Origin of the sequence: Sphingomonas sp. SRS2 (genome assembly GCF_000971055.1) — a bacterium.
Lineage (GTDB): Bacteria > Pseudomonadota > Alphaproteobacteria > Sphingomonadales > Sphingomonadaceae > Rhizorhabdus.
In genome coordinates, this window is sequence record NZ_LARW01000066.1 from 62,681 (window position 1) to 86,937 (window position 24,257).

A 24,257-nucleotide genomic window follows, 5' to 3' on the forward strand; every position below is an offset into this window, starting at 1 on the left:
GGGGACGAACGGGCCCCCGTTAGGTCCCCGCCAGCCCGCCGTCAACAGGGGGTGGGGAGAGGTCGCTATAGCAGGCGCGAGCCTCCGGCGCGGGGCCGCGCCGCACGGGCAGCGCTTCGATCCTGATCACGCGGACCCGGTCATGCAGCGGAAAGCTCAGCACATTGCCAGGCGCGACGTTGATATGAGCCCGGTCGATGACGCGCCCGTCGATCCGCATATGGCCGCCCGCCGCCACCGCCTGCGCCATTGCGCGGGTCTTGGTCAGCCGGGTGAACCAGAGGAACTTATCGACCCGCATTGCCGGCGGCGGCACCCGGATAGAGGTCGGCCAGCGCGCCGAAGGCGTTGCCGGGCCGGCGGATCACCTCCTTGCGCGGTTCGCGCTTGCCTTTCCAGACCCAGGCATCCGGCTCGCCCTGTGGGGTCGCGCGGAAGCCGAGTGCGAGCATAAGCTGGGCGAAGCTGGCATGGCGCAGGCCGAGTGATGTGGATAATCCGGGATCAGGGGTAAAGGGCGTGCGGCCGCTGCGCGCATCATGGGCAAGACGCGCGAGCCGTTCGACCAGATCCACCCGGAGCATCTGCGCTCCGAGCGCACGGAAGCCGGCGCGCACCATCGCCTCGCAGGCGGCGGTGTCGGGCGGGGTATTCATCGACACCGCGCCGGGCACCGGCAGCTCGGGCATCATTTGTCCCTCGGCCGCGGCGAACAGCGCCAGCCGCCAGCGGGTCGGCTCCGGTTTAAGCAGCGTCGGCGAATGGACGTCGAGGGTTCCGATCTTGACGTCGAGCCGCTCGGCGCGCGAGCGCCCATCGCGGTCGAGATGCTCGATCGCCGAGGCGATGACGGATCGCGATATCACGCCGCCCGCCTCGGCCAGCGGCGACAGCAGGGCGCGCAGCGAGGCGGGGCAGGCCGGGTCGCGCGCCGCCTCGAAATAGCGGGTGAGCGGTTTCAGCTCGCGTTGGACTCGCGCTTCGAGCCAGGCGGCGAGCCGTTCCTCGACGCCCGAGCGGTCGGCCGTGCTGAGCGTGTCGAGCGCGCGGTGCAGGCGGATGCGCGGGCTGAGCAGCGTCCGCCCCTTTTCGAGCCGAGCCACGACATCGCCGCGCCAGAAGATCGCGACGGGTCGGCCAGCGTCGGTCGCGAGCGTGAAATGGCCGTCCTCGTCGGCGGCGAGTTGCCGCGCGCGAGACGCCAGCTCGGTGCCCAACCGCCGCTCCGCCGCCGCCATCAGGCGCTTCATGTCACCATGCCGGGCAAGGTGATCGGCCTTGAAGCGGAAACCGATCAGCCGTCCGATCGGTTCGCCGTCGACCGTGACGATGCCCTCCTCGTCGACCTTGACCGGGAGCAGCAGATCGCCGCCCTTTGCGCCCAGATCGCGCATCAGCACCGATGTCCGCCGGTCGACGAAACGCTGGGTCAGCCGCTGGTGGAGTGCGTCGGACAGCTTTTCTTCCAGGGTGCGGGTGCGCTCGGCCCAGGTCTCGGCATCCGCCAGCCAGCCCTGGCGGTGCGCGATATACGCCCAGGTGCGCACGCCGGCGATGCGGTCGGCGAGCGTCTCGACATCGCCCTGGACGCTGTCGAGACGGGCCAGCTCGTCGGCGAACCAACTGACCGGAAGATGGCCGTCGTCCTCGCTGAGATGGCGAAACACGCGCGCGACGAGGCGGCCATGCGGTTCGGGACCGGTTTTGCGGAAATCGGGGAGGCCGCAGGCGGCCCAGAGCCGCGCAATCATCGGCTGGCTCTTGGTACGGTCCCGGACCCAGTCTTCCTCGGCGAGCCGCTTGAGCACCGCGAGATCGATCGCCTGCGGTGCTGCGCGTAGCACCTGCCGGTCGGGCCGCCGTTCGAGATCGCCGATCAGCTTGTCGAGGCTGGCGAGCGAGGGCTGTCCCTCGCGCCAATAGAGATGGTCGATAGACGGGAAGACATGCGCCTCGATCGCATCGACCTCCTCATCCTCGAACCGCCCGCCGCTATTGCCCTCCAGCGCCAGTGTGCCGAAGGTGCCATCGCGCTGGTGGCGGCCGGCGCGTCCGGCGATCTGCGCCATCTCGGATATGGTGAGGCGGCGGGAGCGCCGCCCGTCGAACTTGCGGAGCGAAGCAAAGGCGACATGGTTCACGTCCATGTTCAGGCCCATGCCGATCGCATCGGTGGCGACCAGATAATCGACTTCACCTGCCTGGAACATCGCCACCTGGGCGTTGCGCGTGCGCGGGGACAGCGCCCCCATGACCACTGCCGCTCCACCGCGCAGGCGGCGCAGCATCTCGGCGACGGCATAGACTTCCTCCGCCGAGAAGGCGACGATCACCGATCGCGGCGGCAGGCGCGAAAGCTTGGTGGCCCCGGCATAGGTCAATGTCGAGAAGCGCGGGCGGCCGATAATCTCGGCCTTCGGCACCAGTGCGCGGATCATGGGCCGCAGCGCCTCCGACCCCAGGATCATCGTCTCCTCGCGACCGCGCGCACGCAACAGCCGATCGGTGAAGACATGGCCGCGCTCGGGATCGGTGCCGAGCTGGGCTTCATCGAGCGCGACGAAGGCGAATTCGCGATCGAGCGGCATCGATTCGGCGGTGGTCAGATAATATTGCGCGTGGGGCGGAAGCAGCTTCTCCTCGCCGGTGAGCAGCGCGACGCGCTCCTTGCCCTTGATCGCGACGACCCGGTCATAGACCTCCCGGGCGAGCAGGCGCAGCGGGAAGCCGATCATCCCGCTCGAATGGCCGCACATCCGCTCGATCGCGAGATGGGTCTTGCCGGTGTTGGTCGGGCCCAGCACGGCGACGACCGGCTCGGCACTGAAGTTGGACATGGCCACAAGATTGGCAGGGCATGTTACGAACGCAAGTGCGAAACCGCGAAGACTCGACTCACGGAGAAAATGACTCGGTTCGTCGCATAGCCTTGCGACGAACCGTTGCATTAGTTTGACTTTAACCATGCTGAGGCAGACTGAATCTTGTCCGGCAAAAAATGTCTCGTCAGGGCAAGTAGATAGGCGTTCTTGAGTAAAGGGGCGGGGGCTTTGTTCCAAAGCAGCAGCCAGGGATTTGACGGTCAGGGTTATGCAGCCGTTGGCGGTGCGCGGGCGTTGACGCTCGTCAAGCCGAGCCGGTTCAGCCTGGTCGACAGCCCGTTCGGCGGCGCGGTGGACCGGATCGTCGGTGCTGATCTCGTCGTCGACCTCGGCGCGCGCATCGGTTCGCGCGAATGGTTCCAGGGACTGTTCACCTGCCTCGCGCTGTGCACCGCCGCGGGGATGATGGCGCCGACCTTCAAGCCCGTCCGCTTCGCCGCCGAAGCGCCGCTGGCACCCACCCAATATGAACAGGCCCGCGCGCTTGCCATCGCGCCTCTGGGGCTCGGCGGCGACACCGGCCACCGCATGGCCGGCACCAGCGCGGTCGAACCGCTTACCGACACGCCCGAGCGGCCCCGCGTCGAACTGGCGGCGACGATCGGTCAGGGCGACGGCTTCGCCCGCGTCCTCGAACGGGCGGGCGTTTCGCGCGCCGAGGCCGGCAAGGTGGCCTCGCTTGTTTCCGATGCGGTTCCATTGAACGATCTCAGCGCCGGCACGCATATGGACATGGTTCTGGGCCGCCGCGCGGTGAAGACCGATCCGCGCCCGCTGGAGAGCCTCGATTTCCGCGCCCGCTTCGATCTTAAGCTGGCGGTTCAGCGGGTCGATGGCCAGCTTCGCCTCAAGCGTATTCCGATCGCGGTGGACAATACCCCGCTGCGCATTCAGGGCCGGGTCGGGTCGAGCCTCTATCAGTCGGCGCGTGCCGCCGGCGTGCCCGGCAGCGCGATCGAATCCTTCATCAAGGCGGTGTCGCAAAAGCTGGCGATGCGCAGCATCGGCTCCGACGCCCGCTTCGACGCGATCGTCGAACATGCCCGCGCCGAAACCGGCGAGGTCAAGGTTGGCAGCCTTTTGTTCGCCGGGATCACGCAAGGCGGCAAGAAGACCCAGATGCTCAAATGGACCACCGGCGGCCGTGACCAATGGTATGAGGCGTCGGGCGTCGGTGAGACCAGGGGCGTGATGCGCCAGCCGGTGCTCGGTCGCCTCACCTCCAGCTTCGGCCTGCGCCGCCACCCGATTCTCGGCTTCTCGCGGATGCATCAGGGCATGGACTTCGGCGCGCCGATGGGCGCACCGATCGTCGCGGCGACCGATGGCGTCGTAAGCTTCGCGGGCCGTCATGGCGGTCACGGCAATTATGTCCGGCTGAGTCACAGCGGCGGCATTTCGACCGGCTATGCGCATATGAGCCGGATCATCGCCCGTCCGGGCGAGCGGGTCCGCCAGGGGCAACTGATCGGCTATGTCGGTTCGACCGGCATGTCGACCGGCCCGCATCTCCATTATGAGGTGTTCCGCAACGGCAAGGCGATCAATCCCTCGTCGATGAAGTTCACCACGGTGCAGCAGCTCGCTGGCCGCGACCTCGCCAATTTCCGGGCGAAGCTCAACAAGCTCCTTTCGGTCCGCATCGCCAATGGCGGCGGCGAGAAGAAGGTCAAAAAGAGCGCCGAGGTTAAGGCCGAAAAGGCTAAGAAGGGCTGAGTCTGTCGCGTCGCCCCGGCAGAGCCGGTGCTGCCCCATTCAGCGGGTGACCTTGCCCTTGCCGATGCGGCCCCGGCCTCTGCGGGGGACGATGGCGATCATTTCTTCGCATTCTTCCGACGCGTTACCCAACCTTTGCGCGCGGCTGCCGACCGCTGCTCGGTAGATCCCGACCTGTTCGCCTTGCCGCCTCGTGACGAGGAGACGTGGGTATCTTTCTTGCCCCGGCCCGAGCCCGACTTGTTGCCGCCGCCCGATTCCTTGTTGACCGTCGCCCAGGCGCGCGCTTCGGCCTGCTTCCTGGGTACGCCGCGCTCCTCGTAGCTTTCCTCGATATGTTCGGCCTTGCGCTTCTGCTTGTCGGTATAGGCGTCCTTGTCTCCACGCGGCATGTCACTCTCCTGTCTCAGTCATGGCGATGAAACGCGCGACATAAGTCCGTGATCCGGTCGGCCCTCCTTCCGCTGGCCGGCTTCGCGGTCTAAGCTCGCCCTCGACAAAGGAGAGCCGGCATGATCGACGAGAAGGGCATTTTCCTCGGCGCGAGCCCAAACACCGCTGGCTCCCAGCCGCAATATCTCAACCTGCGCCGCGCCAATCGCCACGGCCTGATCGCGGGCGCGACCGGCACCGGCAAGACGGTTACGCTGCAGGGTGTCGCCGAAAATTTCTCCGCCGCCGGGGTGCCGGTGTTCATGGCCGACGTGAAGGGTGATCTCGCCGGCATCGCAATGGCGGGGTCTCCGACCGCGAAAAATGCCGATCGGCTGGTGGCGCGCGCCGCCGAGATCGGGCTGGAGCCTTTCACCTGGGGCGACAATCCGGCGATCTTCTGGGATCTCTATGGCGAGCAGGGTCATCCGATACGTACCACCGTGTCGGAGATGGGCCCCTTGCTGCTCGCCCGGCTGATGAACCTCAACGAGGTGCAGGAAGGCGTACTCAACATCGCCTTCCGCTATGCCGACGAAGAAGGGCTGCTGCTGCTCGACCTCGGCGATCTTCAGGCGATGCTCGCTTATTGCGCCGAAAATGCCGAGGCGCTGTCGGCGCGCTTCGGCAATATCACCAGGCCCAGCGTAGGATCGATCCAGCGCCAGCTGCTCCAGCTCGACAGTCAGGGCGGCGCACATTTCTTTGGCGAGCCCGCGCTCGACATTCATGATTTCCTGGGGCTGGACGACCAGGGGCGCGGCTATATCAACGTGCTGGCCGCCGACAAGCTGATGCAGAGCCCCAAGCTCTACGCCACCTTCGTGCTCTGGCTGCTCAGCGAATTGTTCGAGACGCTGCCCGAAGTCGGCGACCCCGATAAGCCGAAGCTCGTCTTCTTCTTCGATGAGGCGCACCTGCTGTTCGAGGACGCGCCCAAGGCGCTGACCGACAAGATCGAACAGGTCGTGCGGCTGATCCGGTCGAAGGGCGTCGGCGTCTATTTCGTCACCCAGAACCCGATCGATATCCCCGAAGATGTTGCGGCTCAGCTTGGCAATCGCGTCCAACACGCGCTGCGCGCTTTCACGCCCCGCGATCAGAAGGCGATCGAGGCGGCGGCCGACACATTCCGGATCAACCCCGATCTGGACGTCGCCAGGGCGATCATCGAACTGAAGGTCGGCGAGGCGCTGGTTTCGGTGCTGCAAGACGACGGCAGCCCGAGCATCGTTCAGCGCACCCTGATCGCGCCGCCACGCTCGCGGCTCGGCCCGCTCGACGCGAAGGAGCGCGCGATCATCCAGGCGATCTCGCCCGTTGCCGGCAAATATGACGACGCGATCGACCGCGAATCCGCCGAGGAGATATTGGCGGCACGCGGCAATGCATCGGCTGCCGCCGCACAGGCCGCCAAGGCGCAGGTTGAAGCCGACAAGGCTGCTGCCGTGCAGGCCAAGGTCGAGGCGAAGCAGCAGGAGCAGGAGCTCAAGGAACAGGCACGGCTCGATGCGGTCGCGGCGCGTGAAGCGGCGAAGCCGTCGGGCGTCGACCGCGCTATCCAATCGGCGACCCGAGCGGCGGCCTCGTCGGTGGGACGCCAAGTGGCGAACGAGCTTGGAAGGGCCGTGTTCGGCGGTAGCAAGCGTGGATCGAGCGGTATCGCAGGCCAGCTTGTAAGGGGAATTTTAGGTAATTTATTCCGATAGTTAGTCTTGAGTATCTATGTATTAAGCCTATGATTCCCTGATTATATCAGGGGTTACAGTGCGTTTTGCAGCGAAGCGTCGCGAGGCAGCCGATCGGCGGATCGCCTATCTTTTTGGATGCGATGATCAACGTGGCGTGGTGCGCGCCGGTGGAGCCGGCCTTTACAATCGGGGCAGCACCGATGTCTGGCGGCTTCGCGGCGATGGCGATGGCGATGGCAGGTTCCTGCGGTTGCACATCCCAGGCAATTTTCGCCGGATCAAAGTGCGGCCTTCGCTTGCCGAAGTTGGCACTATTCTCAACCTTATCACCGATCCCGAACTCAATCCGAATGTGCTCAAATATGCCGACCGATATTTGCGGGGGCATGAAGGCAGGATCATCAATCGGCCTGCCGATGTCCTCCGCTCGGGCCGGGACCACGTCGCGAAGCTGCTGGCTGGAATCGATGGACTGATCGTGCCGCGGATCGTCCGCTTTCGTGGCCGTCCGAATCTGGCGCGGTGCGCGATGGACGACATGGGCATCCGATTCCCGGCGATCTTGCGCGAAGTCGGGACGCATAATGGCGATATCGTAGGTCTCGTCGCCACGACTGACGACGTGCTGGCGAAGATCGATCCGCAGAAGACCTACTTCCTGACCGAGTTCGTGGAGACGCATTCCGCGGACGGTTTGTATCACAAGATCCGCCTTTATTTTTTCGGATCTCATCCGCTGGTTCGCCACAGGATCGTGTCAGAGCATTGGAACGTGCACGGGCCTGATCGTGAGCGGGTCCTGCAGCATTATCCCGCCGCGATCGCCCTGGAGAAGGCGGTGATCGAACAGGGCCTCGCGGCGTTTCCGGCAGCGGTGCAGTCGGTGTTGCTCGCCATCCGCGCGCGGATGCCGCTCGATTATTTCGGGATCGATTTTGCCCTGATGCCTGACGGACGCGTGCTGCTGTTCGAAGCCAATGCGACGATGAACTTCTTTTCGTTCACTGCAGAGCCGCCCTTCGAATATTTTGCGCCCTTATTATTGGAGGCCCAGGGGAAGTTCGGCGCGATGCTGGCCGCCGATGGTCGATCCACCGGCCATGTATGACACTTATCCAGAAACCATATGCGGATGGGGAGGTGGGCGCGGCCGCACGGTGCCGCTGCCACCTGGCGGGCAAATTCAACGCCCCTGATTCCGCCACCGCCCGATGACATGCTCTACCAACGCATCCTCGTCGCCGGCGCAGCGCCACAGGTCGGAGAAGACCGGATCGTTCGAGGCGGGGCGCAGGCCGTCTGCGAGGTCGTCGAAAGCGACGCGGATCGGGATCGACACGCCTTCGCCGCAGATGATCGCCTCGCGGTTGCGTAGAGCCGGGATCGAATCGAGGAAACCGCGCGCGCCCTCTGGCATTGCGGCGCGAACGAAGGCCTGGTCACGCTCGTTGTTCAGGCGCATCGCGATGATCGTGCCGCATTGCGACAGCACGCCTTCTGCCAGGTCTGACGGGCGCTGCGTCACCAGGCCCAGCGAGACGCCATATTTACGGCCTTCCTTGGCGATTCGTTCGAGGATCTTGCGGACCGGGCCGTTATTGGTCGAGCGGTCCGAAGGGACGTAGCGATGCGCCTCCTCGCAGACGAGCAGGATCGGGTGCTGCGCCTGTCCGCGCGCCCAGATCGCATAGTCGAACACGCAGCGCGCCAGCACCGCGACCACCACCGAGGTGATTTCCGACGGCACGCCCGACACGTCGATCACGGAGATCGGCTTGCCCTCCGCCGGCAGGCGGAAAATGCGTTTGATGAAGCTTTTCATGCTGTCGCCGACGAGCATGCCCGAGAACATGAAATGATAGCGCGGGTCTGAGCGGATTTCTTCGATCTTGTGCTTGAGGCGCAGATAGGGCGCGCTGTTCGATGCCTTGTCGAGCTTGCCCATCTCGGTCTGGATGATGTTGGTCAGGTCGGACAGCACATAAGGAATTGGGCTGTCGACGGTGATGCGCGCGACGCTGTCGGCGGCGCGGTTCTTCTGGCGCGCGGCGAGCATGCATTTGGCGAGTATGTCGGCATCGGTCTGCCGCTCGGCGCCGGTCGTGGTCAGCAGAACTTCGCAATGCTCTTCGAAGTTCATCAGCCAATAGGGCATGGCGAGGTTGGTGACGTTATAGGACGCGCCGACCTCGGCAAAGGCGGCGTCATATTCGCCGTGCGGGTCGATCATCACGATATGGCCGGCCGGGGCCATCTGGCAGATGCGGTGTAGAATCAGCGCGGTGGCGGTCGATTTGCCGGTACCGGTCGATCCGAGCAACGCGAAATGCTTGCCAAGCATCGCATCGACCAGCAACGCGGCGCGGGTCGAATTGGTGGGATGGACGGTGCCGATCTCGATGTGCGGGACATTGCCGGCGCTGAAGATCGCCATCGTATCGATGCTGGAGACGGCGTGGACCGGAGTGCCGGGCAGGGGATAGCGCGTCACGCCCCGTCGAAAGTCGGCGACATGGCCCTCGCCGTCGATCACGCCCTCACCGAGGAAGGCGATGCGCGCGGTGATCTCGCCGCCTTCGCTGCCGAGATTATGGACCGAGGCGATGACGCAACGGCCCGCCACCATCATTCGCAGCATCGAGCCGATCTCGCCCGCCATCGCGACGGTGCTGTCGCCGTCGCGCGACATGAGCTCGAGGAGCTGCGGGTCGAGGCGTACCTCGGCATCGCCGCCGGTGACGCGCTCGATCCGCCCCAGCGGGGTCGCGGCGAGGGTCGCCGTCTTCTCGAACGGGCTGCCCCCGGTGATGTCGTTCATGCCGCCAAATCCTCCATGCGCCCGCGATGGTTTACGGAGGAGCGGTTAATTCTACGTTCCTGTGGGCTTCATTCGCGAAGCCGCTTGAAGATCGTGCTCGCCAGCCAGCCGAGCGAGAGCGAGAGGATCACGGCGAACAGGCCATAGAGGAAACTGTGGCGCTCGGCGGCCTGGGCGACGAAGGCTTCCATGCCCGACTTGTCGATATCGATGTCGCGGGTCGCGGCGGCGATGACGCGGCCCTTTTCGATCAGGAAGGTCTCGGCGGTGTAGCGGCCCACGGGAACTCGCGCGGGGATGGCGATGCGTGCGCGATACAGAACGCCTTCGCTGATCTCGACCCCGCGGTCGGTCTCCGAATAATAGCCGCCGCGGCGCTTGAGATCGATCAGCCCGCTTTCGAAGCGGCGGTCCTCGGCAGGGGCGCCGCCGCTGGCGGGCGACAGCTGGAGATTGTCGATGCCCAGCTCATAGATCACCGAGGTGCGCGGATCGACGATGCTGGCGATCGGCTTTGACGAGGCGAGCGCATAGAAGGACGGCACCGAGCGGAAATCGGCGCTGTCGGCGTTGATCCACATGCCGGCGATCTTGCGCTTCTCGCGGATCAGCACGGGTTCGGACGGTCCTTTCACCACCACCGCGATCTGGGCGTCGTCGCTGGGGGCCCGGCCGCCGGGATAGAGGATCGCACCGAACAGCAGCAGCTCCGCGCCGGTGAAACTATAGATGATCTCGATCTTGCGCTGCGAGACGTCGGGCACCAGCCGGGGGCTCTCCGCGCCGATCAGCAGGGGCGCGAGCATCAGGAGAAGAAGCTTCCTCATAAGCTCTGCACCGTGAAGATTTCGGGCGGACGCCAGGTCAGGCCGAGCAGCATGCGGATCGCCACCACCAGCACGATGAAGGCGAGCGCGAGGCGCAGATATTCGGGCTTTATCGTCTGCGCCATGCGCGCGCCGACCTGCGCGCCGCTGACACTGCCGATCAGCAGCAGGCCCGTGAGGACGAGGTCGACCGCGCGGGTGGTCATTGCGTGGACCATCGTCGTCGCGGCGGTCACAAAGAGTATCTGGAACAGCGAAGTGCCGACCACGACCCGCGCCGACATGCCGAGTAGGTAGATCATGGCGGGCACCAGGATGAAGCCGCCGCCGACCCCCATCAACACCGTCATGATGCCGGTCAGCAGGCCGAGCAGAAAAGGCGCGAGCGGCGATATGTACAGCCCGGATTTATAGAAGCGCCAGCGGAAAGGCAGCATCGCGATCAACGGATGGTGGCGCTTGCCCTCGACCCGGGGCCGCTCGCCGCGCCATTCGGCCAGAAGCGCGCCGATCGCATCCTTGGCCATCACGATGCCGATGCCGCCGAGCATAAGCACATACATGACGTTCACGACGGTATCGATCTGGCCGACATCCTGCAGCACGCGGAACAGGAAGCCGCCGAGCAGCGAGCCGAGCGCGCCACCCGCCACAAGCACCGCGCCCATATGATAGTCGACCCCGCCCCGGCTGCCATGCGCGAGCACGCCGGAGACGCTGGCGCCGGTGATCTGGGGCGCCGAAGAAGCGACCGCGACCGCTGGCGGAATGCCGTAGAAGATCATCAGCGGGGTGGTCAGGAAGCCGCCGCCAACGCCGAACATGCCCGACAGCAGGCCGACCAGCCCGCCCAGGCCGATGATGACGAGGATGTTCACCGAAAGGCCGGCAATGGGCAGGTAAAGATCCATCGCCAAGGGCTAGAGCATTTTGGGGGCGCGAGGGAAGGCTTCCTATCCCGAAATGGTCATTCTGACGGACGGACGCGTGAAGAGACCCTTGCCCCGCAATCCCGACGCGATATATCGGGGTCATGGTTCCCTTTTCGTTCTGTTCGGTGGACTTGTGCGCATTGGCGGAGGGCGGACTGTTCCATTCCGCATCGCGCAGCCTGCTGCTCGCCGATCTCCATCTCGAAAAGGCGAGCAGCTATGCGCGGCGCGGGCAGATGCTGCCGCCCTATGATTCGATCGAGACGCTGCGCCGAGTCGCCGCGCTGGTCGAGCGGACGGGGGCTGAGGCGCTCTATTGCCTGGGTGACAGCTTCCATGATCGGGGCGGGGTGGCGCGGTTGCCCGACGAGGCGCTGGGCCTGCTCGGGCTGCTCACTGCCAAGACGCGCTGGACCTGGATCACCGGCAATCATGATGCGGCAATCAGCGATCCACTCGGCGGGCATGTCGCGGCGGAGGTCGATCTTGATGGGCTGCTGCTCCGTCACGAGGCCGATCCCGCCGATCCGCGACCCGAGATATCGGGCCATTATCATCCGCGATATCAGGTGACGTTGCGCGGCCGCCGCGTATCGCGGCCCTGTTTCGTCGCAGGGCGAAGCAAGCTGATCCTGCCGTCCTTCGGCGTACTCACCGGCGGCATGAACGCCGCCGATCCGGTTATCCTGAAAGCCGTCGGCGCGGATGCCCGCGCGCTGATCGCGGTGCAGGAGAAGCTGCTCGATTTTCCGCTGGCGGCGTGATCTTTTACCGCCTCGGCCTCCCCGAAGGCGACGCGCTCACCCGATCGGGTAAACCGTCACCGGCCGCTTCTCGAAATGATTTGGGAAGGCGACGCGCAGCGCCTCCACTTTGGGCAGATCGTTATAGACGATATATGGATAATCGGGTTTCCGGATCAGGAAATCCTGATGATATTTCTCAGCTGCGTAGAAGCCGCGATTGCGCTCGACCCGGGTGACGATGGGCGCCTTCCAGGCCTTCGCCGCGCGGAGCTGGGCGATATAGGCCTCGGCCACCGCCTTCTGCTGCGGCGTCGTCGGAAAGATTGCGGTGCGGTACTGGCTGCCCCGGTCGGGGCCTTGCCGGTTCAGCGTGGTCGGGTCGGCGACCACCGCGAAGAAGATACGCAGGAGCGTGCCGTAGCTGACCTTCGCTGGGTCGTAGGTGATTTTCACCGCCTCGGCATGACCGGTCGAGCCCGATCCGACCGCTTCGTAATTAGCAGTCCGGGCCTGGCCGCCGGCATAGCCCGACACCGCGGACTTCACGCCATCGACATGCTGATACACGCCTTGAACACCCCAGAAGCAGCCGCCGGCGATAACGGCGGTCGCGGTGGCGCCGGGTTCCTTCGGGTCCACCGCAGGCGCGGGCACGCGGACGATCGGGCCGGCATCGACCTTCGGCGTTGGGGCGACGGCGGGGCTGCGCGTGGCTATCATGCCGGCGGCCGCCAACAGCAGCATGCCGGCCGAGATCCCGGCGATGAGCGGCCGGTTAGGAGTGTCCGTCAAGAGGGCATCCTTTTTTTCATCTTGTGACGATTATGTCACACAGATGGGGGCCGGCCAATCAGAATCAATGATTTGACGACGGCTCCGAAACGATCTGTCTTAACGCAGCGCTGCGCAGGCGGCCTGGATGCGCTCGCAAGCCTCGGTGAGAATCTTCTCCGACGTGGCATAGCTGACCCGGAAGGCGGGCTCGAGACCGAAGGCCGCGCCGTTGACTGCCGCAACGCGGGCATCGTCGAGGAAGTAGTCGATCAAGTCGGCGTCGTTGACGATCTTCTTGCCGGCGGGGGTCGACAGGCCGATCAGCTCGGATACGTCGGGATAGACGTAGAAGGCGCCTTCGGGCCTAGGACAATGGATGCCCTTTGCCTGGTTGAGCATCGACACGACGAGGTCGCGCCGCTTCTGGAAGGCAGCATTGCGGTCCAGAAGGAAGCTCTGGTCGCCATTTAGGGCAGCGGTCGCCGCCGCCTGTGCGATCGAGCAGGGGTTCGAGGTCGACTGCGACTGGAGCTTGGCCATCGCCTTGATCAGCGGCAGCGGCCCGCCCGCGTAGCCGATCCGCCAGCCCGTCATCGAATAGGCCTTCGAGCAGCCGTTGATCGTCAGCGTGCGCTCGTACAGATCGGGTGCGACCTCGGCGATCGTGGCGAATTTGAAATCGTCGTACAGGATGTGCTCGTACATATCGTCGGTCATCACCCAGACATGCGGGTGGCGGCGCACCACCTCGGCGATCGCCAGCAGTTCGTCTGCGCCATAGGCGGCACCGCTCGGATTGGACGGCGAGTTGAGCAGCAGCCACTTGGTCTGCGGGGTGATCGCCGCTTCGATCTGCTCGGGCGTCACCTTATAGTTCTGCGCCGCGCCGGCCTTGATGAACACCGGAGTGCCGCCGGCGAACTGAACGATGTCGGGATAGCTGACCCAGTAGGGCGCGGGGATGATCACCTCGTCGCCGGCTGAGACGGTGGCGACCAGCGCGTTGAACAATGTGTGCTTGCCGCCGACGTTGACGCTGATCTGGCCGGGTTCGTAGGTCAGGCCGTTGTCGCGCTTGAACTTGGCGATGATCGCGGCCTTCAGCTCTGCAGTGCCGTCGACATTGGTATATTTGGTTTGCCCGTTGCGGATCGCCGCGATCGCAGCTTCCTTGACGAAGTCGGGCGTGTCGAAATCGGGCTCGCCCGCTGACAGGCCGATCACGTCGACGCCCTTCGCCTTCAGCTCGAGCACCCGGCTGGTCATGGCGAGCGTCGGAGAGGGCGATATACGGTTGAGGGCAGGGGCGATGAGGCTCATGGCGAGGCGCTTTCCTGATTGCTTCGGTTAGGAATCGCGGGCGCTATAGGAGAGTGAGGCGCGCGCCTCAACCTTAGTTGTGCGGTGCCGCAACCAAGCGGGCCGGGATCAGGCCGCGCAGCGAATTGCCGATGAAGAAATCCCCCGCCAGATCCGCAGGGCGGACATCGCCCTCTACCGCCTCGTCACGCTCGAGCAGCTTCTCCCGCAATATGCCGGGCATCAGCGATCCGCTCCGGGGCGTGACCAGCACGCCGTCGCGCTCGACGAAGAGGCTGGTGAAGCTGCCTTCGGTGAGGAGGCCGTCCGGACGCGCGAAGATCACGTCGAATGTGCCGGCCGCATGGCGGGCATCATCGAGGAAGGCGCGATCGGTGGTCTTGTGGGCCAGGCGTGGATCGTCGGCGGCGACCGGAAGCGGTACTATGGTGACGTGGACCGGCCCGGCCGGCTTTGCGGGCATCGGCCGCACCTCGATCGCCAGCGCGCCGCTTTGTGACAGCAGCAGGCGGATGCGGGCATCCTCGGTAAGGCGGAAGGTCGCGGCCTGAAGGTCGTTGCGGCAATCATGGCGATTGAACGCGAAGCCGAGCGTTTCGGCGCTGGTCTTCATCCGCTCGAGATGGCGTTCGAGATCGATGAAGCCGTCGAGCGCCTCGAATCGCATCGTCTCAATCAGGTCGAATGCCCTTGCCGCCATCGCGACCAAATGTCCCTGTAACCGGTGGTCTGACAAATACGCCGTCGCCAGCCGATAGCTTTCGACTCGGCAACAGGCGGGAGCCTAGAGGCAAGTTGCCGATTCGCCTCGAAATTTTTCAGTTATGCGTGTTTTTTGCGCGGCCTGTGTCCGCGTCGCCTTCTTGCATTGGTGGGCGGCATTGATCATGTCGGGGTGATGACCAGTCCCGCCGATGCTCCCCTGAAAGCCGTGATCGTTCCCGTCACCGCGTTTCAGCAGAATTGCACCCTATTATGGTCCACCCGCACGATGAAAGGCGCCTTCGTCGATGCGGGCGGCGATCTCGATCGGCTGAAGGCGGCCGCCAAGCAGCATGGCGTGACGATCGAGAAGCTGTTGGTGACACATGGCCATATCGATCATTGCGGCGGCACGGGAATCCTTGCCGAACAGCTCGGTGTGCCGATCGAAGGGCCGCATCCGGAAGACCGCTTCTGGATTGCGCGGTTAGGCGATGACGGCCGCAGCTACGGTATCGAGGGCCGGCCGTTCGAGCCCGACCGCTGGCTCAAGGACGGCGATCAGGTAACGGTGGGCGAACTGATATTCGACGTAATCCACTGTCCGGGCCACACCCCGGGGCACGTCGTCTTCCACCATCCGGCGTCGAAACTGGCGCTGGTCGGCGACGTGCTGTTCCAGGGTTCGATCGGCCGCACCGATTTCCCGCGCGGCAACCATGCCGACCTGATCGCTTCGATCACCAAGAAGCTGTGGCCACTCGGCGGCGACACCGCCTTCGTCCCCGGGCACGGCGCGATGTCCACCTTCGCCCACGAACGCGCTGGCAACCCGTTCGTGGGAGACCAGGTGGTCAGCGGCTAGCAGCTTTCTACCCTGTCTTGGGAACGGCCGGTCTAGTTTCCGCTTCTCAGGCTGTCGCTGGTCACGGTCGTGATCATCCCGCTCTTGGTCGTGTAGGGGATGGTCAGCGCGTAACCGGCCAGGCCGAGCATGACGATCCAGGTCGTCAATATGCCGGCGGCACGCAGCGGGTGTGGGGTCTGCCTGTCCATGCCGAACGGATGCAGGACGCGGCCCAGTATGTAGATGATGCCAACCGCCCACAGCCAGCCCTGTGTTCCGCGCGCCAGTTCGATCAGGCCGATCAGGATGAGGACTATCGGCGTATATTCGGCGAAGTTGATCTGGGCGCGGGTGCGCGCGACGAGCAGCGGGTTGCCGCCGTCGCCGATCAGCACCTTTGCCTTCATGCGAAGCGTAACGATGCGCAGAGCAAGCCAGAGATTGACTACAGCGGCGGCGCCGGCGATCGTCAGGGTAATCGGTAGGATCATTATAGCCCCCTCCTGTAAGTGTGTGGGATGATTGGCAGGTCCCATCGCGAGGGTCCAGTCCCCCTACTTGCAACGCGGAGCGAAATCGCTATAGGTCGCGCGCTCGCGGCGAGCCCGGCCCTCAGCGTGTCGGGCATTCGCCGCTTTATTTATTTAGCTAGGAATAGGTGCCGACATGGCCGTCCCGAAGAGAAAAACCTCGCCCTCTAAGCGCAATATGCGCCGCAGCCATGACGCGCTGACCGTCGAGGCCTATCAGGAATGCCCGAACTGTGGCGAACTGAAGCGTCCGCACAACCTGTGCAACGCCTGCGGCCATTATAACGGCCGTGAGATCGTTTCCGTCGAGGCCTGATAGAGGCCAGCAGGGGAAATGACTGTGGACGAGGCGCCGCGAATCGCACTCGACGCGATGGGCGGTGACGGCGGGGCGGCGACGATGGTCGCCGGTGCCGCAATCGCTCGCGAGCGCGACTCTGCCATCGGCTTTACCCTGTGCGGCGATGAGACGGCCATTCGTGCCGAGCTTCAGCGCTACCCTATCCTCGCCGATTCGATCGTCGTGCATTGCGACGATGTGATCACCGGTGACGACAAGCCCAGCCAGGCGATCAGACGCACGAAGACCAGTTCGATGGGGGCTGCGATCCTTGCCGTGAAAGCGGGCGAGGCCGCGGCCGCGCTGTCGGCGGGCAATACCGGTGCGCTGATGGCGATCGCGAAGCTGTCGCTGCGGACGATGCACGGCATCGACCGGCCGGCGCTCGCCGCGCTGTTGCCGACGCTCGGCGACAATGATCTCGTCATGCTCGATCTGGGCGCGAACACCGACTGCGATTCGCGCAATCTCGTCGAATTCGCGGTGATGGGTGCGGCCTATTCGCGGGTCGCGGTCGGCGTGCAATGTCCGCGCGTCCGCCTGCTCAACATCGGCACCGAAGAGCTCAAGGGCACCGGCGAACTCAAGGAAGCCGCCGCCGAGCTGCGCCAGCAGACGAGCGGCGAGTGGCGCTTCGATGGCTTCATCGAGGCCGACAGGCTCGGTCGCGGCGAGGTCGATGTGGTGGTGAGCGACGGCTTCTCGGGCAATATCGCGCTGAAGTCGATCGAAGGCACCGCGCGTTTCATCACCGACCTGCTCAAGCGCGCCTTTTCAAGTTCGCTGCGCTCCAAGGCCGGGTTCCTGCTGTCGAAGCCGGCCTTTGCGCTGCTGCGCCACCATCTCGATCCGAACAATCACAATGGCGCGGTCTTCCTTGGCCTCAACGGCCTGGTCGTCAAAAGCCATGGCGGCGCGGACGCCAACGGCGTCGCCAACGCGATCGGTGTCGCCGTAAAGATCGCGCGCGACGACATCACCCGCCGGATCACCGAGGATCTCGAACATTTCCGCAGCCGGCTGACCCAATCCAACGATTCTCAGCCCGAAAGCAGCGTGGCATGACCATCGCCGTACAGCGCCGCTCCGTGATCGCCGGCACCGGTTCGGCATTGCCGCACCGCCGCGTCACCAACGCTGAACTGGCCGAGACCGTTGACACGTCGGACGAATGGATCGTCGAGCGGACCGGCATCCGTGCCCGCTACCTTGCCGGGGAAGGCGAGACGACGGCGTCGCTGGCGACCGATGCCGCGCGCCGCGCGATCGAAGCGGCGGGCATCACCCCCGGCGAGATCGGCCTGATCGTGCTCGCGACCTCGACCCCCGACCAGACTTTCCCCGCCTCGGCGACGATCGTCCAGGCGGCGCTGGGCATCGACGATTGCGTCGCCTTCGACGTTCAGGCGGTCTGCTCCGGCTTCCTCTATGCGCTGACGGTCGCCGACAGCATGATCCGCGGCGGCGCGGCGGACCATGCGCTGGTGATCGGCGCGGAAACGTTCAGCCGCATTCTCGACTGGGAGGATCGCACCACCTGCGTCCTGTTCGGCGATGGCGCGGGCGCGGTGGTGCTCAAGGCCGAAGAGGGCACGCGCGGAATACTTACGACCAAGCTTCATGCCGATGGCCGTCATAATCAGCTGCTCTATGTCGACGGCGGCCCGTCAACGACTCAGACCGTCGGCAAGCTGCGCATGAAGGGGCAGGAAGTGTTCCGTCACGCGGTCACCAACCTTGCCCAGGTATTGCGTGAGGTGATGGAGACGGCGGGGCTCGACGTCGCCGAGATCGACTGGGTCGTGCCGCATCAGGCCAATCGCCGCATTCTCGACGCGACGGCACGCAAGCTGGGCCTTCCCGCGGAGCGGGTGATCGTGACCGTTGACCAGCATGCCAACACGTCCGCCGCGTCGGTGCCATTGGCGCTCGACACCGGCGTGCGCGATGGCCGGGTCAAGCGCGGGGACCTGCTGGTGCTCGAAGCGATGGGCGGTGGATTCACCTGGGGAGCCGCCGCGATCCGCTATTGAGACGGGGGGTGATAGAACCCCTTGGAAAACGGCTTTGATTCGCCTCGGACTAAACGTAAGATGGCCGATACTCAATGTGATTGGGGGGGCAGTATGGCGTTGGATCGGGGGACATTGACGCGGGCGGATCTATCCGAGGAAGTACACCGGGAAATCGGCCTCTCGCGGGCTGACTCGGCGTCGGTCGTCGAACAGATGCTCGAACATATGTGCAGTGCGCTCGCCAAGGGCGAGAATGTGAAGATATCGGGATTCGGCAGCTTCATCCTTCGCGAGAAGGGGCAGCGGATCGGCCGCAATCCCAAGACCGGAGTCGAAGTGCCGATCGCACCGCGCCGCGTGTTGACCTTCCGGGCCAGCCAGATGCTGCGTGATCGGATTGTTGCGGGTAATTAAGGCGGTTTTTCAATGAGTTCGGGCGGAGATAAAGCCGAAGACGCGTTTCGTACGATCGGCGAACTTTCGGCCGAACTCGGTATCCAGCAGCATATATTGCGCTATTGGGAGACGCGTTTTCCGCAGCTCCGCCCGCTCCAGCGGGCGGGCAACAGACGCTATTATCGCCCCGCCGATGCGGTTCTCGTGCGCCGGATCCACAGCTTGCTCAACGAGCAGGGCTATACGATTCGCGGCGTCCAGAAGCTTCTCGCGCAGAAGGGATCGGCCGAGTCGGAAGCGGCCGTGCCTCCCCCGGCCGTCACTCCGATCGCACCCCAGCCGGTCCTGGTGGTAAGCCAGTCGACCCTGCCGTCGAGCGCGCGGACCGAGCTCCAGGCGATTCGCGAATCGCTGGTCGAGGCGCTCGCGGCGGATATGGATTAGCTTCTGGCTCCTCTCCTTTTTCGGGAGAGGCGAGTCAGCCCCTGTCTGGGCCCAACTCCGGGTCGAGGTCCCTCGGCCGCACGAACAGCGACAGCGTCCCGCCATTCGGGCGCACATCCTCCCAGTGATCGACCGGAAAGCTGATCTCGGCAATGCTCGCGGTCGGGAATTTCTCCTCGACCTGATCGCGCGCCTCGTCACCAGGCTTGTCGGGCACCATCATCAGCACCAGATCCTCCAGCCCGGGATTGTGGCCGACCAGCAGCAGACTGTCGTAGCGGTCGTCGGCATCCTGGATGACATCGAGCAGCGACACCGCGGAGGCGAGATAGATGCGCTTGTCCCAGATCGGGGCGATGGTCTCGCCCGTGCCTTCGGCCAGATGCTCGAGCGTCTCGACCACGCGGACGGCGGGGGAGGCGACGACATGATCGAAGCCGATGCGATGCTCACGCAGATATTGGCCGACGCGGTGGGCGGCGCGCTGGCCCTTGGTGTTCAGCGGCCGATCGAAATCGCGCGACACGGGGTCATCCCACCCCGATTTTGCGTGGCGCAACAACATCAGCTTCTTCACGGCCCGATCACCCTCCCTCTGCATGGCTCCGGGTGATGCCCGAAAGATGCGACGGAAGAAAGACCATGCGGGCATCCCGCCGCGATGGCGACCGGATGCCCGCGCCGATCAGAAGCGCTTCTTGAAGGTAGCGAAGATGTTGCGCGGTTCGCCGATGAAGCAGTCGCCACGTGACAGGCAGGAAGCGTAGAACTTCTTGTTGAACAGGTTGGTAGCATTGATCGCGAAAGACCAGTCTTGCCAGTTCACCTCGGCCAGCGCGTCGAACAGCGTGTAGCCGGGGGTGCGGATCGTGCCCGAATAGTTGACGCTGGTGTGGCGGACGCCGCCACCCAGCCGCAGCGAGATATCAGACTGGATCGGCAGAGTCTTTGTCGCCCACAGAGACGCCGTACGTTTCGGCACATTGTCGATCTGCGGGCGGATCTTGTTATAGGCATAGGCAGCGATCAGCTCGAAGTTTCCGGGCAATATCCGGCTCGCTTCGAACTCATAGCCCTTCGATGTCAGCTTCCCGATCTGAATCTCTCCGTTGAGCGGAAGGTTCGTGGACGGATCGATGATGATCGTGCCAACCGGCCGGTTCGCCTCCCGGATGTGATAGGCGCTCAGCGTGATCAGGGTCTTGCTGTCGGGGTGGAACTTGATGCCGCCCTCATATTGCGTACCGGTCTTCGGTTTGAAAGGCTGCAGAAAGATGTCGGTGCCTGAGATCGGCTCGAAAGACTCGGTGTAGCTTAGGAAGGGCGAAACACCCTTGACGATCTCTGCGATCAGCCCGGCGCGGAAGGTGGTGGCATGGTCCTTTTCCGCCACGCCGCCCGCCGCTTGCGTGCGCGTATAATCCCGCCGCGCGCCGATCACGAGCGACACGCGGTCCCAGAAACGGATCTGGTCCTGAACGTAGAAGCCGAGTTGCTTCTGCCGCGTGTCTTCTGAAAACCCGCCAAGGAATCCGGGATAGGCCGCGCTGGGAAGGCCGCCGCCGAAATCGGACAGTGAGGCGTAATCGATGTCGTAGATGTCGATCGTCTCATAGGCATAGCTGCCCGTCTTGCGAACGCGGTTCCAGCTGTAATCGATTCCCGCCAGCAGGCTGTGCTCGATCTGCGCGCCGGTATCGAAGTCGAACTGGATATTATTGTCAGTCGAAAAGATGTTCAGCCGGGCATAGCTGCCCTCGGCATAGAGGCCGATCGTCCGCTGTGCCGCATCGAAATAGGGGTTGGGCGGACTATTATAGCTGTCAGGATAATGGGTCAGATAAGTAAGGTCGCTGTCGATATAACGCGCCTTCAGGCTGATCTTCAGCCGGTCGCTCAGGCTGTGCTCGACGCTGCCCGTGCCCTGGAGAAGGCGGCCGTCATAGCGATCCCAGCCCGGTTTCCCGATGAAAGTGCTGTTTGATAACTTCCCGTTCGGATTGGGCAGGATCGTGCCGACATTGGGGAGGAACTGCGACGTCGATCCGCTATCGTCCTCCTGATAGAGGCCGAGCAGGGTGATGTCGGTATTCTCGCCCGCCCGCCAGCGCAGCGATGGCGCCAGCATCACCCGATCGTCTGGCACGTTGTCGACACGGGTATCGGCATCGCGCACGCGGGCGATGATACGGCCAGCGAGGCCCTCGACGAGCGGACCGGTGAGGTCGGCAAATCCCTCCTTGCGCTGGAAAGAGCCGTAGCTCAGCGCCACCTCGCCGCCGGTATCGAATTCGGGCACCTTCGAAACGAGGTTGATCAGGCCGCCGAGCGTCCCCTGTCCGAACAATACCGACGCCGGGCCGCGTACCAGCTCGACACGGGAGAAATTATACGGATCGCCGCGGATGCTGGCATAATAGCTGAAGATGTCACGCATGCCGTCGCGGAACTGCAACGGATTAAGGCCACGGACGAAGCCTCCGTCGGTGCGGCTGTCCTGCCCATAGGGATTGGCCACGACACCGGCGGTATAGCGCAGCGTGTCGGAGATCGAGATTGCTCCCTGGGCCAGATAGACTTCGGCGGGAACTATGGTCAGCGCCTGGGGAGTTTGGGCCAGCGGGGTGTCGGTCTTTGTACCCGCGCTGCTACGATCGGGCGCGCCGACGACGATGATGAGGCCATCGCGCTCCTCCGCGCTGTCGGCATCGGCCGCCCGGACCGGGCCGGTCAGGATCGCCGTCGCCGCGACAGCCGACAACCACCAGCTCTTGTTCGATATCGTCACCGCTAATCCCCAATCATTACGCCGCCAGGCGGCAATCATTGCGCTGCTAATGCGAATTAAAATCAATATCAAGCATGAGCTTGGATGGGGGCTCTTTTAATTAAGAGCGAGTTGCAGTAGCAATAGCCGCACTTGGGCGGTTATAACTGGGAGTACAGATGGCGTGAGTGCTGCGCGTACCGCTAAATGGGTCAGGGTCGGCTTCGCCGGCCCCGGTGCGATCGTCATATCGGTGGTCATCATCGCCGGCATGGCATTGTGGTTGCCCGGCGGAGCCGCCGGGATCGACAATCTTATCCTTCCGCTCGTCCTGCTCCCGCTGATCTGGGCGGTGCTGTTCTTCCACGCCTGCCTCGACCGCAAGCTGGCTCGCATCGTGATCGTCGCGCTCGTCCTGTTTGGGCTGCATGCCGGCCTGGTGGCGCAGAAATTTCTGATGAAACCGGCCCCTGTCGCCGGAAAGGCGCATAAATGATCCACCTTCCCAAGGAAGAGACCAAGCTGATGGTTGCGGTGCACGGCTGGTCCGGCATCCTGCTCGGCTTGCTTCTGTACGCGGTGGTGCTGACCGGCACCGTCGCCGTCTTCGCCGAAGAAATCGGAATCTGGTCAGCAGGGCACCGCGAAACCGTATCTGCCTTCGAGCGGCCGATCGACGCGGCCATGCGCGCGCTCGGTGAGAAGACACCGGAGAAATATCGCCGCGACGTCTCGATCTTCGAGATCGGCGATCACCGGCTCGGCGTGTTCTTCCACGACCATGCGACCGACGAGGATGGGCATTTCACCGAAAAGGGCATCTATTATCAGACCAACGCCGACGGCAGCATCGCTCGTCAGATCGAGGGCTTTAGCGAGGACGTGTTCGGTCCGCGCAATGACGACGCGCTGAGCAGCTTTCTGGTCGATACCCATGTCCAGCTCCACGTTCCCAATCCCTGGGGGCTGGTCCTGACCGGGGTGCTCGGCCTCGCCATGCTGATCGCCGCGGTTTCAGGCCTGTTGATCCATCGCCATCTGTTCAAGGACATCTTCACCCTGCGCCGTAAGGCGAATCCCGTGCTGGTCGATCGGGACCGGCACAGCGTCGCGGGTAGCTGGAGCCTGCCTTTTGCCTTCCTGCTCGCCTTCACCGGCAGCTATTTCTCCTTCTTCGGGACGATCGGCGTCCCCGTCGTCGCGATGGCTGCGTTCGGCGGCGACGTCGAGGCGATGAGTGAGGCCGTTTTCGGCAGCACCGCCAAGCCAGACCCGACCCCGAAGGCGATCGGCAATCTCGACCGCATCGCCGCCGACGCGAAAGCGCGGGCAGGCGGCGCGCCCACCTTCATGACGATCGAGCATTATGGCCGCGCCGATGCGAGCGTCACCACCTTCCACGAGCCAGCCGAAGGTCATCTTTCGGCGCCGACGCTGGTCTACAAGGGCGCCACGGCCGAGTTCGATCGGGTCAAGCCGGGCATTGGGACGACCCCATCGATGGGCGGCACCCTCGCCGCGGTGATGGGACCGATCCACTTCGGCAATTTCGCCGGCATGCTGTCAAAGGCGGTCTGGTTCGGCCTCGGCTTCGCCACCTGCTTCGTGACCCTCACCGGCCTGCGCTTGTGGCTCGCCCGGCGGCGGGAGGGGCCGCGATCGTTCGACTGGCTCGAGCGCGCGACCACCGTCGTCGGCATCGGCTTGCCCTTCGCGCTGGCCGTCTGCGCGGCTGCCTTCTTCGTCGCCTATCCGCTGGATCGTGCAGTCTTCTGGACCCCGGCGGCTTTCCTGGCGGCCTCAGCTGCCGCGATTCTCGCCGCTTGCCTGCTGCGCACGCATGCCCAGCTCGACCGCCTGTTGCAGATCGCGACCGGCGTGGTGCTCGCCGCGCTGCCGGCGATCCGGCTGATTACCGGCGGTCCCGGTTGGGGTGAGGCGATCGCGGCGGGCCAACCGATCATCATCGCGCTCGACATCGCCATGGTGCTGGGAGGTGGCTGGGTGCTCTGGCATCAGTTCGGTAGCCGGTTGCTCCGCCGCGAATCCCAACCTGTCCTGCAGCCCGCGGAATGATC

The 24,257-nt window shown here is 64.5% G+C and carries 25 protein-coding genes; 12 read left to right on the forward strand and 13 right to left on the reverse strand.

The genetic code is table 11. From position 1 onward, the window contains the following. Positions 1-19 precede the first annotated feature (19 nt). Both WP12_RS06945 and WP12_RS06950 read right to left on the reverse strand, forming a co-directional pair. A complete protein-coding gene (locus tag WP12_RS06945) occupies positions 20-301 on the reverse strand; it encodes an RNA-binding S4 domain-containing protein (protein ID WP_046192974.1) in 282 nt (93 codons plus the stop codon). After that, positions 288-2,837, reverse strand: a complete 2,550-nt coding sequence (locus tag WP12_RS06950) for a helicase-related protein (protein WP_046192975.1) — start codon at positions 2,835-2,837, stop codon at positions 288-290. Before WP12_RS06950 ends, WP12_RS06945 begins: the two co-directional genes overlap by 14 nt. A gap of 213 nt (positions 2,838-3,050) precedes the next feature. Between WP12_RS06950 and WP12_RS06955 the strand changes: the two genes are divergently transcribed. Beyond that, the gene (locus WP12_RS06955; protein WP_046192976.1) at positions 3,051-4,598 is read left to right on the forward strand and encodes a M23 family metallopeptidase; all 1,548 of its coding nucleotides are present in this window, start codon (positions 3,051-3,053) and stop codon (positions 4,596-4,598) included. Positions 4,599-4,696: 98 nt separating this feature from the next. Here the strand turns inward: WP12_RS06955 and WP12_RS06960 are convergent, their stop codons facing one another. Further along, the gene (locus WP12_RS06960) at positions 4,697-4,990 is read right to left on the reverse strand and encodes a hypothetical protein (protein WP_046192977.1); all 294 of its coding nucleotides are present in this window, start codon (positions 4,988-4,990) and stop codon (positions 4,697-4,699) included. Between the two features lie 120 nt (positions 4,991-5,110). Here WP12_RS06960 and WP12_RS06965 point away from each other — a divergent pair, with 120 nt between their 5' ends. Beyond that, a complete protein-coding gene (locus WP12_RS06965) occupies positions 5,111-6,739 on the forward strand; it encodes a helicase HerA-like domain-containing protein (protein ID WP_046192978.1) in 1,629 nt (542 codons plus the stop codon). A gap of 46 nt (positions 6,740-6,785) precedes the next feature. On the opposite strand, the gene WP12_RS25760 is transcribed toward WP12_RS06965, so the two are convergent. Continuing rightward, positions 6,786-7,304: a hypothetical protein gene (locus tag WP12_RS25760; protein WP_235399018.1), complete on the reverse strand. Its 519-nt coding sequence runs from the start codon at positions 7,302-7,304 to the stop codon at positions 6,786-6,788. 39 nt (positions 7,305-7,343) lie between these two features. On the opposite strand from WP12_RS25760, the gene WP12_RS25765 reads away from it, so the two are divergent. Next, positions 7,344-7,829: a hypothetical protein gene (locus WP12_RS25765; protein WP_235399019.1), complete on the forward strand. Its 486-nt coding sequence runs from the start codon at positions 7,344-7,346 to the stop codon at positions 7,827-7,829. A 75-nt stretch (positions 7,830-7,904) separates the two neighbouring features. Here WP12_RS25765 and WP12_RS06975 read toward each other — a convergent pair whose 3' ends face one another. The 3 genes from WP12_RS06975 to WP12_RS06985 form a co-directional block, all read right to left on the reverse strand. After that, positions 7,905-9,539 (reverse strand): ATP-binding protein, encoded by a 1,635-nt coding sequence (locus WP12_RS06975; RefSeq protein ID WP_046192980.1) that lies wholly within the window; start codon positions 9,537-9,539, stop codon positions 7,905-7,907. A 68-nt stretch (positions 9,540-9,607) separates the two neighbouring features. Then, positions 9,608-10,366, reverse strand: a complete 759-nt coding sequence (locus WP12_RS06980; RefSeq protein WP_046192981.1) for a TIGR02186 family protein — start codon at positions 10,364-10,366, stop codon at positions 9,608-9,610. After that, complete coding sequence (locus WP12_RS06985) at positions 10,363-11,277, reverse strand: sulfite exporter TauE/SafE family protein (protein ID WP_046192982.1); 915 nt, start codon at positions 11,275-11,277, stop codon at positions 10,363-10,365. The genes WP12_RS06980 and WP12_RS06985 overlap by 4 nt, the downstream gene beginning before the upstream one ends. A gap of 122 nt (positions 11,278-11,399) precedes the next feature. On the opposite strand from WP12_RS06985, the gene pdeM reads away from it, so the two are divergent. After that, entirely contained in the window at positions 11,400-12,062 is a 663-nt protein-coding gene (gene pdeM, locus WP12_RS06990; RefSeq protein WP_046192983.1) for a ligase-associated DNA damage response endonuclease PdeM, read from the forward strand. Positions 12,063-12,098: 36 nt separating this feature from the next. On the opposite strand, the gene msrA is transcribed toward pdeM, so the two are convergent. The 3 genes from msrA to WP12_RS07005 form a co-directional block, all read right to left on the reverse strand. After that, positions 12,099-12,836 carry a peptide-methionine (S)-S-oxide reductase MsrA gene (gene msrA, locus WP12_RS06995; RefSeq protein ID WP_046192984.1) on the reverse strand — a complete coding sequence of 246 codons (738 nt, stop codon included), beginning with the start codon at positions 12,834-12,836 and terminating at the stop codon, positions 12,099-12,101. A 99-nt stretch (positions 12,837-12,935) separates the two neighbouring features. Beyond that, entirely contained in the window at positions 12,936-14,138 is a 1,203-nt protein-coding gene (locus WP12_RS07000; protein WP_046192985.1) for a pyridoxal phosphate-dependent aminotransferase, read from the reverse strand. Between the two features lie 73 nt (positions 14,139-14,211). Next, positions 14,212-14,838, reverse strand: a complete 627-nt coding sequence (locus tag WP12_RS07005) for an aminotransferase class IV (RefSeq protein WP_046193091.1) — start codon at positions 14,836-14,838, stop codon at positions 14,212-14,214. A gap of 198 nt (positions 14,839-15,036) precedes the next feature. Between WP12_RS07005 and WP12_RS07010 the strand changes: the two genes are divergently transcribed. After that, positions 15,037-15,705, forward strand: coding sequence for an MBL fold metallo-hydrolase (locus tag WP12_RS07010; RefSeq protein ID WP_046193092.1), 669 nt, complete (start codon positions 15,037-15,039; stop codon positions 15,703-15,705). A 32-nt stretch (positions 15,706-15,737) separates the two neighbouring features. Here WP12_RS07010 and WP12_RS07015 read toward each other — a convergent pair whose 3' ends face one another. Beyond that, a complete protein-coding gene (locus WP12_RS07015) occupies positions 15,738-16,178 on the reverse strand; it encodes an MAPEG family protein (protein WP_046192986.1) in 441 nt (146 codons plus the stop codon). A 175-nt stretch (positions 16,179-16,353) separates the two neighbouring features. On the opposite strand from WP12_RS07015, the gene rpmF reads away from it, so the two are divergent. The 5 genes from rpmF to WP12_RS07040 all read left to right on the forward strand — a co-directional run bounded on the left by rpmF (position 16,354) and on the right by WP12_RS07040 (position 19,412). After that, the gene (gene rpmF, locus WP12_RS07020) at positions 16,354-16,533 is read left to right on the forward strand and encodes a 50S ribosomal protein L32 (RefSeq protein WP_046192987.1); all 180 of its coding nucleotides are present in this window, start codon (positions 16,354-16,356) and stop codon (positions 16,531-16,533) included. Positions 16,534-16,557: 24 nt separating this feature from the next. Beyond that, complete coding sequence (plsX, locus tag WP12_RS07025) at positions 16,558-17,622, forward strand: phosphate acyltransferase PlsX (RefSeq protein ID WP_152663928.1); 1,065 nt, start codon at positions 16,558-16,560, stop codon at positions 17,620-17,622. Then, positions 17,619-18,590: a beta-ketoacyl-ACP synthase III gene (locus WP12_RS07030; RefSeq protein WP_046192989.1), complete on the forward strand. Its 972-nt coding sequence runs from the start codon at positions 17,619-17,621 to the stop codon at positions 18,588-18,590. The genes plsX and WP12_RS07030 overlap by 4 nt, the downstream gene beginning before the upstream one ends. 93 nt (positions 18,591-18,683) lie before the next feature. Beyond that, complete coding sequence (locus WP12_RS07035; protein WP_046192990.1) at positions 18,684-18,986, forward strand: integration host factor subunit alpha; 303 nt, start codon at positions 18,684-18,686, stop codon at positions 18,984-18,986. 12 nt (positions 18,987-18,998) lie between these two features. Continuing rightward, positions 18,999-19,412: a MerR family transcriptional regulator gene (locus WP12_RS07040; protein ID WP_046192991.1), complete on the forward strand. Its 414-nt coding sequence runs from the start codon at positions 18,999-19,001 to the stop codon at positions 19,410-19,412. Between the two features lie 34 nt (positions 19,413-19,446). Here the strand turns inward: WP12_RS07040 and WP12_RS07045 are convergent, their stop codons facing one another. Both WP12_RS07045 and WP12_RS07050 read right to left on the reverse strand, forming a co-directional pair. Next, positions 19,447-19,989: a SixA phosphatase family protein gene (locus WP12_RS07045; RefSeq protein WP_046193093.1), complete on the reverse strand. Its 543-nt coding sequence runs from the start codon at positions 19,987-19,989 to the stop codon at positions 19,447-19,449. A gap of 108 nt (positions 19,990-20,097) precedes the next feature. Then, positions 20,098-22,200, reverse strand: coding sequence for a TonB-dependent siderophore receptor (locus WP12_RS07050; protein ID WP_235399021.1), 2,103 nt, complete (start codon positions 22,198-22,200; stop codon positions 20,098-20,100). Between the two features lie 163 nt (positions 22,201-22,363). Here WP12_RS07050 and WP12_RS07055 point away from each other — a divergent pair, with 163 nt between their 5' ends. After that, positions 22,364-22,675, forward strand: a complete 312-nt coding sequence (locus WP12_RS07055) for a hypothetical protein (protein WP_046192993.1) — start codon at positions 22,364-22,366, stop codon at positions 22,673-22,675. Beyond that, positions 22,672-24,255 carry a PepSY-associated TM helix domain-containing protein gene (locus WP12_RS07060; protein ID WP_046192994.1) on the forward strand — a complete coding sequence of 528 codons (1,584 nt, stop codon included), beginning with the start codon at positions 22,672-22,674 and terminating at the stop codon, positions 24,253-24,255. Before WP12_RS07055 ends, WP12_RS07060 begins: the two co-directional genes overlap by 4 nt. Positions 24,256-24,257: the final 2 nt, after the last annotated feature.